The organism is Spongisporangium articulatum (genome assembly GCF_044465595.1).
Lineage (GTDB): Bacteria > Actinomycetota > Actinomycetes > Actinomycetales > Kineosporiaceae > Spongisporangium > Spongisporangium articulatum.
The window spans coordinates 56,416-69,105 of record NZ_JBITLV010000007.1; the positions used below are offsets into that span (position 1 = coordinate 56,416).

The window sequence follows — 12,690 nt, forward strand, 5'->3', positions numbered from 1 at the left end:
GGTCGTCAGGCCTGGGCCGGGGTGCGGCGCAGCAACAGGTAGACGATCGCGATGTTGAGCACGCAGCCGACGATCGAGCCGATCACCAGGAAGGCGCTGCCGCCGAAGATGATCCCGGGCGCCCCGAAGATGAACGACAGCACGTTCAGCACGATGGTGAGGACGACGCCCCAGCGCTGGCGGGCCCAGACGCCGTAGGACGAGACGAACATCAGGATCGCCAGCACGAAGGCCAGCAGGACGATCCCCCACGGGACGCCGTCGTCGTTCCCGGCCTGCCCCTTGTTCAGTTCGGGCAGCACCGTGATGACGGTGAGCGTGGCCAGCACGACGTTCAGCACGGCGGCGGTGGCGTGCGACGTGGTGGGGCGGGGCGTCAGGGCAGCGGTCGAGGAGTCGGCGGTCACGGAGGCCTCCCGGTGGGTGGCTCGATCGTAGGAGTCGATCGGGCGGGTACCAAGAGGCTGCCGGGCGGGATGTCCCACCCGCAGGTGACCGGTGTCCCGAACTCTCACACGGGACTGTCGGCCAGCCACAGGTCGAGGAGCGCCTCCGCGACGGCGGGCGCCGAGAGCAGCTCGGCCATCGTGGGCACGTCCTTGCGGGCGACGTCGCGCTGCACGAGGGGCAGCGCCTCCTGCAGGTCCCGGCCGGTCAGGTTGCGCAGGCCCATGCCCCAGGCGGAGAAGCGGCGTTCAGCGATGGGGGTGCTGCTGAGCAGGCGCAGCGACCGGTGCCGGGGATCGTCGGCCAGGCGCTCGTAGAGGTCCTCCAGAAGGCCCCGGTCGCCCTCCAGGACCTGGATGAAGGCCCCGTCGTCGTGCGCGCTGCGCGGGTAGTAGAGCAGGACGCCCCCGATGCCGGCCGCCTCGTTCTTCCGTTCGCTGACGGCCATGATCTCCCCCAGGGCGGACGGGGTGACGACGGTGGGGACGCTGGCGTAGGTGAGCCGGTGCAGCTGCATGGGCCTGTATCGGGGCCCGGGGCGAGACGCTCGATGGGCCGATCGGGCGAATCGCCCGGATGATCATGAAAGGCGCTCAGCCGACCAGCTTCTCGACGGCCTTGGCGATCCGGCGCTGCCGGGTGGCGTCGGTCTTGGCGTCCTCGATCGCCCGCACGTGCTCCTTGCGGTGACTGAACGCCAGCGCGTCGAACCGCTCGCGCACACCGGCCGCGGCCAGCGCGGCGGCGAGGTCCGCCGGCACGTCCACCGTGCGGGGCGCCGCGTCCGGCTCGATCGTCACGCTCACGGCGTCCCCCGCGGAGACGCCCGCGGCCGCGCGGTTCTCGGCGCTCACCGGGATCATCGAGCGCCCGCCCATCGACCCGACCGTCGTCCGGTACGAGTACGAGCCGATCGTGACCACGACCGCGGGTCGCCGACCGCCGGCCAGGGCATCCAGCACGCCCGCCGGCACCTCGATGCCCGTCGCAGTCCGTCCGTTCAGTTCCACGACCGCGTTGAATTCGACCACGCGAGCAACCCTATCCACGCCGACCGAGATCAGACCTGCTCAGAGGCGGGCATCGAACGCCTGCTCGGTGCGGGCGATCTGCTCGACCACCTCACGGGTGACCTCCTGCGCGGTCAGCCCGATGCGCTCCAGCACCTGGGCCCGCGAGGCGTGGTCGAGGAACTCCTGCGGGATGCCGAACCCCCGTACGGCGGTCGGCACGCCCGCCGTACGCAGCGCGGCGGCGACCTGGGTGCCGACCCCGCCGGCCACGCCGTTGTCCTCCACCACGACGACCAGCCGGTGCCGGGCCGCGAGCGGGGCCAGCTGCGGGTCGACCGGGACGACCCAGCACGGGTCGACCACGGTGACGCCGATGCCCTGCGCCGCGAGGCCGTCGGCCACCTCCAGGCCGAGCCCGGCCAGGGCGCCCACGGCCACCACGAGCACGTCGCTGTCGCCGTCCGTGGCGTCACCCGCGGGCGTCCGGCGCAGCACGTCCATCCCGCCGACCGTGTCGATCGCGACGATCTCGGCCGGGACCGAGCCCTTCGAGTACCGGACGACGGTCGGGGCGTCGTCCACCGCGACCGCCTCGTTGAGCTGGCGGCGCAGCCGGACGGCGTCGCGCGGCGCGGCGATCCGGATGCCGGGCACGAGCGCCAGCAGGGAGAGGTCCCACATGCCGTTGTGCGAGGCGCCGTCGTCACCGGTCACCCCGGCCCGGGTCAGGGCGAACGTGACGCCCTCCCGGTGCAGGGCGACGTCCATCAGGACCTGGTCGAACGCCCGGTTGAGGAAGGTCGCGTAGAGCGCGACGACCGGGTGCAGGCCGCCGCGGGCCATCCCCGCCGCGCTGGTCACGGCGTGCTGCTCGGCGATGCCGACGTCGAAGACCCGGTCCGGGTAGCGGCGGGCGAAGCCGTCGAGCCCGACCGGGATGCACATGGCCGCCGTGATGCCGACGACGTCGGGCCGCCGGTCGGCGATGGCCAGGATCTCGTCGGCGAACACGGCGTCCCAGCTGGTCCCCGTGCTGGGGGCCGCCTCGCCCGTGACGGCGTCGATCACGCCGATCCCGTGGAAGTGGTCGGCCTCGTCGTTCTCGGCGTGCGCGTACCCGCGCCCCTTCTGGGTGATCGCGTGCACGATCACCGGCCCGCCGTAGCTCTTGGCCCGGCGCAGCGCGTGCTCGAGGGCGGCCACGTCGTGACCGTCGACCGGCCCGATGTACTTCAGCCCGAGGTCCTCGAAGAGGCCCTGCGGGGAGACCATGTCCTTGATGCCCTTCTTCGCCGCGTGCAGGGCGTCGAAGGCGAGCCGGCCCGGGGCCCCGCCCTTCTGCAGCACGGTCTTGCCGGCCTCCAGCACCCGCTCGTACGTCGGCGCGGTGCGCAGCGTGGCCAGCTTGTCGGCGAGCCCGCCGATCGTCGGCGCGTACGAGCGCTCGTTGTCGTTGACGACGATCACCAGCCGCCGGTCGCGCCCGGTGGCGATGTTGTTGACCGCCTCCCAGGCCATGCCGCCGGTGAGCGCGCCGTCGCCGATGACGGCCACCACGTGCCGGTCGTTGCCCAGGATCTGGTTGGCCTTGGCCAGCCCGTCGGCCCAGGACAGTGCCGTCGTCGCGTGGCTGTTCTCGACGATGTCGTGCGGCGACTCGGCCCGGCTCGGGTACCCGGACAGCCCGCCCTTCTTGCGCAGCCCGGAGAAGTCGTGCCGCCCGGTGACCAGCTTGTGCACGTACGACTGGTGGCCGGTGTCGAGCACGAGCTGGTCGTGCGGGGAGTCGAAGACCCGGTGCAGGGCCATGGTCAGCTCGACCACGCCCAGGTTCGGGCCGAGGTGACCGCCGGTGCGGGTCACGTTCTCGATCAGGAACGTGCGGATCTGCCCCGCCAGGTCTTCCAGCTCCGCCGGACCCAGCCCGCGCAGGTCGGCGGGTGAGGAGATGTCGGACAGGTCGACCATGGGCGCAAGCATCTCCTCGAACGGGTTCGTGACCACCGAGTCTAGGCACCTCACCCGGGAGGGATCAGTCAGGTCGCGGAACCGGCAGGGCGGCTGAGACGAGGGCCACGCTGCGCCCGATCGAGAGCATCCGCAACTGCTCCAGTTCGAGGACCTCGACCACGTCCCGCAGGGCGGCGGCGTCGAGGGAGTCGGCCAGCTCGGCCCGGGCGGTGGCCAGCGACCGGTGCATGGCCTCACGGCCGGCGGCCACGTGCCGGGCCGCCAGCCAGGCCAGGGCGGTCGGGTGCCTGCGCAGCACCGGGTACCCCCGGTAGTCGGGCGGGCAGACGTCGAGCAGCCAGGCCACGGCGCCGTCCACCCAGTCCGGGGTTCCGGGTGGGGGGACGGCGCCGGGCCAGCCGGCCGGGACCCTGTTCAGCTACCTCACCAGTTACTTGACCAGCGAGCGCAGCACGTACTGCAGGATGCCGCCGTTGCGGTAGTAGTCCGCCTCGCCGGGGGTGTCGATCCGGACGACGGCGTCGAACGTGACGTCCGACGCGCCGGGCTTCGACGCGGTGACCGCCACGGTGCGCGGCGTCGTCCCGTCGTTGAGCGCGGTGACCCCGGAGATCGAGAACGTCTCCGAGCCGTCCAGGCCCAGCGACGCGGCCGACTCCCCCTCGGGGAACTGCAGCGGCAGCACGCCCATGCCGATCAGGTTCGACCGGTGGATGCGCTCGTACGACTGCGCGATCACCGCGCGGACGCCGAGCAGCGCCGTGCCCTTGGCCGCCCAGTCGCGCGACGAGCCGGAGCCGTACTCCTTGCCCGCCAGCACCACCAGCGGGACGCCGGCGTCCGCGTACGCCCGGGAGGCGTCGTAGATGGTGGTCTGCTCGCCGTCGGCCAGCCAGTTGCGGGTGAAGCCGCCCTGGACGTCGTCGAGCAGCTGGTTGCGCAGCCGGATGTTGGCGAACGTGCCGCGGATCATCACCTCGTGGTTGCCGCGCCGGGAGCCGTAGGAGTTGAAGTCCTTGCGGTCCACGCCGTGCTCGGCGAGGTACTTGCCGGCCGGGGTGTCGGCCTTGATGTTGCCCGCCGGGCTGATGTGGTCGGTGGTCACCGAGTCGCCGAGAAGCGCCAGCACGCGGGCGTTCTCGATGTCGGTGACCGGCGTCGGCTGCTCCGGCATGCCCTCGAAGTACGGGGGCTTGCGCACGTAGGTGGAGTCGGCGTCCCACTCGAAGGTGTTGCCCGTCGGCGTGGGCAGGCCGCGCCACCGCTCGTCGCCGGCGAACACGTCGGCGTAGTCGGTGGTGAACATGTCCTTGGTGATGGACGCCTCGACCACCTGGGCGACGTCGGCCGCGTCAGGCCAGATGTCGGCCAGGTAGACGTCGGCGCCGTCCGAGCCCTGGCCGAGCGGCTCGTTCAGCACGTCCCAGTCCATCGTCCCGGCCAGCGCGTAGGCGATCACCAGGGGCGGCGAGGCCAGGTAGTTCATCTTGATGTCGGGGTTGATGCGGCCCTCGAAGTTCCGGTTGCCCGACAGCACCGAGACGACGGCGAGGTCGGCCTCGTTGACGACGGCCGAGACCTCCTCGGGCAGCGGGCCCGAGTTGCCGATGCAGGTGGTGCAGCCGTAGCCGACCAGGTGGAAGCCGAGCTTCTCGAGATACGGGACGAGGCCCGCCTTCTCGTAGTAGTCCATGACCACCTTGGAGCCCGGGGCCAGCGACGTCTTCACCCAGGGCTTGACGCCGAGGCCCTTCTCGACCGCGTTCTTGGCCAGCATCGCGGCGGCCACCATGACCGACGGGTTCGACGTGTTGGTGCACGACGTGATCGAGGCGATCGCCACGTAGCCGTGGTCGAGGTGGGTCTGCGTGCCGTCGGCCAGCGTGACCGGGGTGCGCTTGCTCGTCCGGCCGGTGGCGGCGGGGACGGCGGTGCGGGGCGGCTCGGGGTCGGTGCCGTCACCCTCGGCGGCGGGCGGGTCGGACGCCGGGAAGCTCTCGTCGATCGACTCGTCGACGCCGTTGTGCACACCGTCGTCCGTCGCGTAGTCGTTCAGCGCCGTGCGGAACGAGCCCTTGGCCTCCGTCAGCACGATGCGGTCCTGCGGGCGCTTCGGGCCGGCGATGCTCGGCACGACGGTCGACAGGTCGAGCTCGAGGTACTCGGAGAAGACCGGCTCGGTGGACGGGTCGTGCCAGAGGCCCTGCTCCTTGGTGTAGGCCTCGACCAGCGCGAGCTGCTCCTCGGAGCGGCCGGTCAGCCGCAGGTAGCCCATGGTCACCTCGTCGATCGGGAAGATCGCGCAGGTGGAGCCGAACTCGGGGCTCATGTTGCCGATGGTGGCGCGGTTGGCCAGCGGCACCGCGCCCACGCCTTCGCCGTAGAACTCGACGAACTTGCCGACCACGCCGTGCTTGCGCAGCATCTCGGTGATCGTCAGGACGACGTCGGTGGCGGTCGCGCCGGGCGGGATCTCGCCGGTCAGCTTGAAGCCGACCACACGCGGGATGAGCATCGACACGGGCTGGCCGAGCATGGCCGCCTCGGCCTCGATGCCGCCGACGCCCCAGCCGAGCACGCCGAGGCCGTTCTCCATCGTGGTGTGCGAGTCGGTGCCGACGCACGTGTCGGGGTACGCGACGCCGTCACGCTCCATGACGACGCGGGCCAGGTGCTCGATGTTGACCTGGTGCACGATGCCGGTGCCCGGGGGGACGACCTTGAAGTCGTCGAAGGCGGTCTGCCCCCAGCGCAGGAACTGGTAGCGCTCGCCGTTGCGCTGGTACTCGATGTCGACGTTCCGCTCGAACGCGTCGGGGCGGCCGAACACGTCGATGATCACGGAGTGGTCGATGACCAGCTCGGCGGGGGCCAGCGGGTTGATCCGGGCCGGGTCGCCCCCCAGGTCGGCGACGGCCTCGCGCATGGTGGCCAGGTCGACGATGCAGGGCACGCCGGTGAAGTCCTGCATGATCACGCGGGCCGGGGTGAACTGGATCTCGGTGTCGGGCTGGGCCTTCGGGTCCCACCCACCGAGCGCGTTGATGTGGTCGGCGGTGATGTTCGCACCGTCCTCGGTGCGCAGCAGGTTCTCCAGCAGCACCTTCAGGCTGAACGGCAGCCTGGCCGCCCCCTCGACGGCCGAGAGCCGGAAGACCTCGTAGTCCCGCCCATCGACTGTTAGGGTACCCTTACTTCCGAAGCTGTCCACGCTCACCAGTTCTCCTCCGACATCCTCTGCGGGTCCCCTGCGGCCGGGCGCAATCCTGCCGCACACGCATGACGATCACGTCAAGGGCTCGCTCGTCCATTTATCTTGACATCAAGATACCTTACCCGGGGCGCTCAGGCCCGCACCAGGGTCGCCACGCACTCGACGTGGTGGGTCATGGGGAACGCGTCGAACGCCCGCAGGCCCGCCAGCCGGTACCCCGCCGCCGTTGCGGTGGCCAGGTCCCGGGCCAGCGCCGCCGGGTCGCACGCCACGTACACCACGACACGAGGGTCCGCCCGCAGCACCGACTCCACCACCGCAGGGCCCGCCCCGGTCCGCGGCGGGTCGAGCACCACGACGTCCACCGCGTCACCCAGCCGCGGCACCTCCCGCGCGACACTGCCGGCCACGCACCGCACCTGGGGCAGGTCGTGCACGTTGCGCCGGGCGTCGGCCGTGGCCCGCTCGTCCCCCTCGACCGCCACCACCGACCCGGTGACGCCGACCGCCTCGCCCAGCGCGACCGCGAACAGCCCGACGCCGGAGTACAGGTCCCAGCAGCGCTCCCCCGGCTGCGGGTCGGCGGCCTCGAGCACGGCGTCCAGGAACGTCTGCGCCGCCCCGGGATGCACCTGCCAGAACCCGCCGCCGGTCACCCGGTAGGACCGCGGCCGGCCGGCGACCACGACCTCCTCCCGCACCCACGTGCGCCCCTTGAGCTGCCGCGTTCCGCGCCCCTCGCGGACCAGGACGCCCGTCCCCTCAGGGACCTTGGGGTGCCGGACCTTCGCAGCCCGGGGCTGGAGGACGACGAGCGCCCCCTCGGGCGCGGACGTCGCCTCGACCGTGGCCAGCCCCGGCAGGCGCTGCTCGCCCAGGCCCAGCGCGTCGACGCCCTCGTGCGCGATCGGGCAGTGCTCGACCGGGACGACGTCGTGCGAACGGTGCGCCCGCAGACCGACCCGGCCGACGTCGTCCACCGCGAAACCGACGCGCGTGCGCCAGCCCAGCCCGTGATCGTCGCCCGGCACGGGTTCGACGGTCACGTCACGCTCGATCCCCGCCAGGCGCTGCAGCTGCTCGGCGACGACGGCCGCCTTCAGCTCGCGCTGGGTGGCCAGGTCCGCGTGCTGCCAGTCGCACCCGCCGCACCGCCCGGGCCCGGCGTACGGGCAGCGCGGTTCGACCCGCCCGGGCGCGGGTTCGAGCACGTCGACGGCGTCGGCCCGCCAGAACGACTTGTCGGCGGGCGCCTCGGTGAGCCGGGCGCGCACGAGCTCGCCGGGCAGGGCGTGCCGGACGAACACCACGCGCCCCTCGTGCCGGGCCACGCAGTGGCCGCCGTGCGCGACCCGCTCGACGCGCAGCTCCAGGAGCTCGGGATCAGGCATCCGGGAGATGACCCGACCCGCTGAGCCCACCCGAACCACTGGGCCCGCCCGACCCGGAGACCAGCGTCCCCCGGCGCACGTCGCCCGGGGCCGGCCCCTCGCCGTCCCCCTGCTCGCGCAGCGCCGACGAGTGCAGCTGCCACGGCACGCTGGCCACCATCACACCCGGCATGTAGTGCAGCCGCCCCTTCAACCGCAACGCGGACTGGTTGTGCAGCAACTGTTCCCACCACCGGCCGACCACGTACTCGGGGATGTAGACGACCACCAGGTCGCGCGGGTTCTCGGTGCGGACGCTGCGCACGTACTGCAGCACCGGCCGGGTGATCTCGCGGTACGGGCTCTCCAGCACGTGCAGCGGGACGGGGATGTCGTGCCGGTCCCACTCCTCCTGCAGCCGTTGGGTCTCCTCGGCGTCGACGGCCACGCTGACCGCCTCCAGCACCGACGGCCGCGACGCCCGCGCGTAGGCCAGCGCGCGCAGGGTCGGCTTGTGCACCTTCGAGACCAGGACCATCGCGTGCACCCGCGACGGCAGCATGCGGCCGCGCCCGTCGTCCTCGGCCAGCTCGACGCGCACCGACTTGTAGTGCCGGCGGATGGCCATCATCAGCAGGAAGAGGACGGCCATGAAGATCAGGGCCAGGTACGCGCCCCGGGTGAACTTCGTGATCAGGACGACGACGAGCACCGCGCCGGTGATGCTCAGGCCGATCGCGTTGATCACCCGCGAGCGCATCATGTTCCGGCGCGTCTTCGGGTCGGTCTCGGTGCGCAGCAGCCGGGTCCAGTGCCGGACCATGCCGGTCTGGCTGGTGGTGAACGAGATGAAGACGCCGACGATGTACAGCTGGATCAGCCGGGTGACCTCCGCGTCGTACACGACGATCAGGGCCCCGGCGGCCGCGGCCAGGATGATGATGCCGTTGCTGTAGGCCAGGCGGTCGCCGCGGGTGTGCAGCTGGCGGGGCAGCAGGTCGTCCTTGGCCAGGATCGAGCCCAGCACCGGGAACCCGTTGAACGCGGTGTTGGCGGCCAGCACCAGGATCAGCCCGGTGGCCGCGGTGAGCAGGTAGAACAGCGGTGGGAAGCCGCCGAACAGCGCCTTGCCGATCTGGCCCAGCACCGGGTCCTGGACGTAGTCCTCGCCGACCGGGCGGCCGTCGCGCAGCAGCTGCTCCTGCGGGAACTCCGCGAACCGGACGTGCATCAGGTTGGCCAGGATGATGATGCTCATCAGCATGCCGACCGCGATGGCTCCCAGCATGGCCAGCGTGGTGGCCGCGTTGCGGCTCTTCGGCTTCTGGAACGCGGGCACGCCGTTGCTGATGGCCTCGACGCCGGTCAGCGCCGCACAGCCCGACGAGAACGCGCGCAGCAGCAGGAAGCCGCCGGCGAGCCCCACCAGGCCCTGCTCGTAGGCCGACTCGGGCAGCAGCGTCAGGTCGGCGCTCTCGGCCATCGGCAGGTCACCGAAGGCCAGCTTCACGAAGCCGAACGCCCCCATCCCGAGCACCGAGAACATGAAGACGTACGTGGGGATGGCGAACGCCGTGCCGGACTCGCGCACGCCGCGCAGGTTGATGGTCGCCAGCAGGACGACGACCGTCACCGCCAGCACCGCCTCGTGGCCGCGCAGGGACGGGATCGCCGTCGCGGCGTACTGCGCGCCCGAGGAGACCGACACCGCGACGGTGAGGACGTAGTCGACGAGCAGGGCGCTGGCCACGGTCAGGCCCGCCTGCGGCCCGAGGTTCGTGGTGGCGACCTCGTAGTCCCCGCCGCCCGAGGGGTAGGCGTGCACGTTCTGCCGGTACGACGCGACGACGATCAGCATGACGAACACGACCGCCAGGCCGATCCACGGCGAAAGCGTCACCGAGGTGATCCCGGCCGCGGCCAGGGTCAGGAAGATCTCGTCCGGGGCGTAGGCCACCGAGGACAGCGCGTCCGAGGCGAACACCGGCAACGCGATGCGCTTGGGCAGCAGGGTCTCGCCCAGGCGCTCGCTGCGGACCGGGCGACCCAGGAGCAGGCGCTTGGCGGCACCGGTGATGGAGGGCACGGGCAGACATCGTAGGGCGCACAGGCGCGAGGGCCGATATGTGGACCGATACGTGTACCGTCGCACGCGACACACAGACCGATCATCGGACGGATCATCGGACCGGACAGGTCGAGAGGGCCGACAGTGCACTTCGTGATCATGGGATGCGGCCGGACCGGCTCCACCCTGGCCCAGATGGTCGAGGACCGCGGCCACACGGTCGCCGTCGTCGACCAGAACTCGGACTCGTTCCGGCGGCTGGGACCGCACTTCGAGGGTCGGCGCGTCGTGGGGCCCGGCTTCGACCGGGACACCCTGCTGGAGGCCGGGATCGAGGACGCGCACGCGTTCGCCGCGGTCAGCAACGGGGACAACTCGAACATCCTGGCCGCCCGCGTGGCCCGTGAGACCTTCGGTGTCGGCAACGTCGTCGCGCGTATCTACGACCCGGGCCGCGCCGAGGTCTACCAGCGGCTCGGCATCCCGACGGTGGCCACGGTGCGCTGGACGGCCGACCAGATGGCCCGGCGGCTGCTGCCCAGCGGCGCGGTCTCAGAGTTCCGGGACCCGTCCGGCGCCGTCGTCCTGGCCGAGGTCCAGGTGAACACCGGCTGGGTGGGCCGCCCGATGGCCGACCTGGAGGACGCCACGGGCGCCCGGGTGGCGTTCCTGACCCGGCTGGGGGAGGGCATCCTGCCCGACCGCTCCACCGTCTTCCAGGAGGGCGACCTGGTGCACTTCATGATGCGTCACGACGAGGCCGGGCACGTGGAGTCGGTGATGGCCGAGCGGCCCGCGACGGAGGAGTCCTGATGCGGATCGTCATCGTCGGGGCCGGCATGGTCGGGCGCTCGATCGCCCGCGAACTGCTGACCAACGGTCATCAGGTGCTGTTGATCGACAAGGACCCGAGCGCGATCCGGGTGACGTCGGTGCCGGACGCCGAGTGGCTGCTGGCCGATGCCTGCGAGATCGTCTCGCTGTCGGAGGCCCGGCTGGCCGACTGCGACGTCGTGGTGGCCGCCAGCGGTGACGACAAGGCGAACCTGGTGGTCTCGCTGCTGGCCAAGACCGAGTACGGCGTACCTCGCACGGTGGCCCGGGTGAACACGCCCGCCAACGAGTGGATGTTCGACGAGGCCTGGGGCGTGGACGTCGCCGTGTCGACCCCGCGGCTGATGACGGCGCTGGTCGAGGAGGCCGTCTCGATCGGTGAGCTGGTCCGGATCTTCACGTTCCAGCAGGGTCAGGCGATGATGGTCGAGCTCACCCTGCCCGGTGACTCACCGCTGGCCGGTACCGCCATCAGTGACATCACGTGGCCGAGCGACACGGTGTTGACGTGCATCATCCGCGGTGAGCGGCCCATTCCGCCGAGCCGCGACGACGCGCTGGAGGCCGGGGACGAGCTGCTCTTCATCACGGTGCCGGAGAACGAGGAGGAGCTGCAGCAGCTCCTCAATCCCCACGTAGCGGGCCGCGCAGGATGAGCCAGGACAGGTAGAGGGTCAACGCGAAGAGCGGTACCCCGAGCACCAGTCCGTTCAGCAGGCCGAGCAACGTCACCTGGTCGGCCAGGTACAGCGGAACCTGCACGGCCAGCCGGACGGCGAACATCCCGACCCACACCCACGTCGCCCAGGTGTAGGCGGTCAGCAGGGCCGGGTCCTTCCGCCAGGTGACCATGTCGGCGAACATCTCGCCGAGGCTCGGCTCCGGCTCGTCGGCCCCCTCCGACCCGGCCGGCCGCTCCTTCTCCTGCTTCAGCTTCTCCTGCATGCCGGTGGCTGACATCATCGACCCGACCACCAGGCCCAGCAGCGGCCAGCGCACGAGCGCCGACACCGCGTAGACCAGGGCGAACCCGATGTTCTTGATGATCGTCGGGACGAAGAAGTTGGCGGCGTTGCCGGTGCGCTGCGCCGCGTAGGCGCCGATCAGGACGCCGATGACGCCCGACACGGCCTGCATCAGGGACTCGCGGCGCACGAGACGCCAGACGGCCAGGACGACGACGGGCACCACGGCCGCGTAGATCGCCGGGCGCAGGTCGCGGGTCACGCCGTAGACGATCGAGAAGACCGCGTAGGGCAGGACCGACTCGATCAGCCCGCGCGGGCCACCGACGCTCTTGCCGAGGTCGAAGTGCTCGGCGCCGAGCTGCCCGACACCACCCTGCGGGGCGGCGGGGCCGCCGCCACCCCGGGTGGCCTCAGCAGCCATTCGTGGCGACGAGCTCGTAGCGCGGGTTGTAGATGACGCGCTGGTCGTTGACCTCGGTGACCAGACCCTTGACCCGCAGCCGGCGCCCGCACTCGATGCCCGAGATCTGCCGGCGGCCCAACCAGACCACCGACACGCTGCCGGTGCCGTCGTACAGCTCGGCCACCAGCGCCGGGACGCCGCCGCGGGGGCGCAGGGTCACCGAGCGCAGAGTGCCGCAGACCATGGCCGGCTGACGCATGGTCAGCTGGTCGATCGGCGTGCCGCCCAGGCGCGCCGACTCCTCGCGCTCCTGCTCGGCGTGCACCTGGTGCTGCGGAGCGACCAGGCGGGCGAAGCGCTTGCGCAAACCGGACGGTTCGTTACCCACCACACCAGGGTAAC

Annotated in this window: 12 protein-coding genes; 2 read left to right on the forward strand and 10 right to left on the reverse strand. The window is 71.6% G+C overall.

Features of this window, described 5'->3' with window-relative positions:
• Positions 1–5: 5 nt before the first annotated feature.
• From ACIB24_RS19350 to ACIB24_RS19385, 8 genes are all read right to left on the reverse strand, one after another.
• Positions 6–407, reverse strand: coding sequence for a DUF2127 domain-containing protein (locus ACIB24_RS19350; RefSeq protein WP_398283735.1), 402 nt, complete (start codon positions 405–407; stop codon positions 6–8).
• A 104-nt stretch (positions 408–511) separates the two neighbouring features.
• Positions 512–964 carry a BLUF domain-containing protein gene (locus ACIB24_RS19355; RefSeq protein WP_398283737.1) on the reverse strand — a complete coding sequence of 151 codons (453 nt, stop codon included), beginning with the start codon at positions 962–964 and terminating at the stop codon, positions 512–514.
• Between the two features lie 76 nt (positions 965–1,040).
• Positions 1,041–1,478: a YdeI/OmpD-associated family protein gene (locus ACIB24_RS19360; protein WP_398283739.1), complete on the reverse strand. Its 438-nt coding sequence runs from the start codon at positions 1,476–1,478 to the stop codon at positions 1,041–1,043.
• A 39-nt stretch (positions 1,479–1,517) separates the two neighbouring features.
• Positions 1,518–3,428 (reverse strand): 1-deoxy-D-xylulose-5-phosphate synthase, encoded by a 1,911-nt coding sequence (dxs, locus tag ACIB24_RS19365; protein WP_398284120.1) that lies wholly within the window; start codon positions 3,426–3,428, stop codon positions 1,518–1,520.
• A gap of 64 nt (positions 3,429–3,492) precedes the next feature.
• Positions 3,493–3,789: a hypothetical protein gene (locus ACIB24_RS19370; protein ID WP_398283741.1), complete on the reverse strand. Its 297-nt coding sequence runs from the start codon at positions 3,787–3,789 to the stop codon at positions 3,493–3,495.
• A gap of 72 nt (positions 3,790–3,861) precedes the next feature.
• Positions 3,862–6,651, reverse strand: a complete 2,790-nt coding sequence (locus ACIB24_RS19375; RefSeq protein ID WP_398284121.1) for an aconitate hydratase — start codon at positions 6,649–6,651, stop codon at positions 3,862–3,864.
• Positions 6,652–6,776: 125 nt separating this feature from the next.
• Entirely contained in the window at positions 6,777–8,036 is a 1,260-nt protein-coding gene (locus ACIB24_RS19380; RefSeq protein ID WP_398283743.1) for a class I SAM-dependent RNA methyltransferase, read from the reverse strand.
• Positions 8,029–10,101, reverse strand: coding sequence for an APC family permease (locus ACIB24_RS19385; RefSeq protein WP_398283745.1), 2,073 nt, complete (start codon positions 10,099–10,101; stop codon positions 8,029–8,031). The genes ACIB24_RS19380 and ACIB24_RS19385 overlap by 8 nt, the downstream gene beginning before the upstream one ends.
• Positions 10,102–10,227: 126 nt before the next feature.
• On the opposite strand from ACIB24_RS19385, the gene ACIB24_RS19390 reads away from it, so the two are divergent.
• A complete protein-coding gene (locus ACIB24_RS19390; protein WP_398283747.1) occupies positions 10,228–10,896 on the forward strand; it encodes a potassium channel family protein in 669 nt (222 codons plus the stop codon).
• Positions 10,896–11,573, forward strand: a complete 678-nt coding sequence (locus tag ACIB24_RS19395; RefSeq protein WP_398283749.1) for a potassium channel family protein — start codon at positions 10,896–10,898, stop codon at positions 11,571–11,573. The genes ACIB24_RS19390 and ACIB24_RS19395 overlap by 1 nt, the downstream gene beginning before the upstream one ends.
• Here the strand turns inward: ACIB24_RS19395 and ACIB24_RS19400 are convergent.
• Together ACIB24_RS19400 and ACIB24_RS19405 are read right to left on the reverse strand one after the other, a co-directional pair.
• On the reverse strand, positions 11,542–12,306 hold the full coding sequence (locus tag ACIB24_RS19400; protein WP_398283751.1) for a DUF3159 domain-containing protein: 765 nt from the start codon (positions 12,304–12,306) through the stop codon (positions 11,542–11,544). The two genes, ACIB24_RS19395 and ACIB24_RS19400, sit on opposite strands and share 32 nt — an antisense overlap.
• On the reverse strand, positions 12,296–12,676 hold the full coding sequence (locus ACIB24_RS19405) for an OB-fold nucleic acid binding domain-containing protein (RefSeq protein ID WP_398283753.1): 381 nt from the start codon (positions 12,674–12,676) through the stop codon (positions 12,296–12,298). The genes ACIB24_RS19400 and ACIB24_RS19405 overlap by 11 nt, the downstream gene beginning before the upstream one ends.
• Between the last annotated feature and the right edge of the window lie 14 nt (positions 12,677–12,690).

Bases quoted from the DNA above. Each gene is read 5' to 3' on its own strand.
- ACIB24_RS19355 (WP_398283737.1), bottom strand. From the start codon at position 964: ATGCAGCTGCACCGGCTCACCTACGCCAGCGTCCCCACCGTCGTCACC.
- ACIB24_RS19380 (WP_398283743.1), bottom strand. From the start codon at position 8,036: ATGCCTGATCCCGAGCTCCTGGAGCTGCGCGTCGAGCGGGTCGCGCAC.
- dxs (WP_398284120.1), bottom strand. From the start codon at position 3,428: ATGGTCGACCTGTCCGACATCTCCTCACCCGCCGACCTGCGCGGGCTG.
- ACIB24_RS19400 (WP_398283751.1), bottom strand. From the start codon at position 12,306: ATGGCTGCTGAGGCCACCCGGGGTGGCGGCGGCCCCGCCGCCCCGCAG.
- ACIB24_RS19395 (WP_398283749.1), top strand. From the start codon at position 10,896: ATGCGGATCGTCATCGTCGGGGCCGGCATGGTCGGGCGCTCGATCGCC.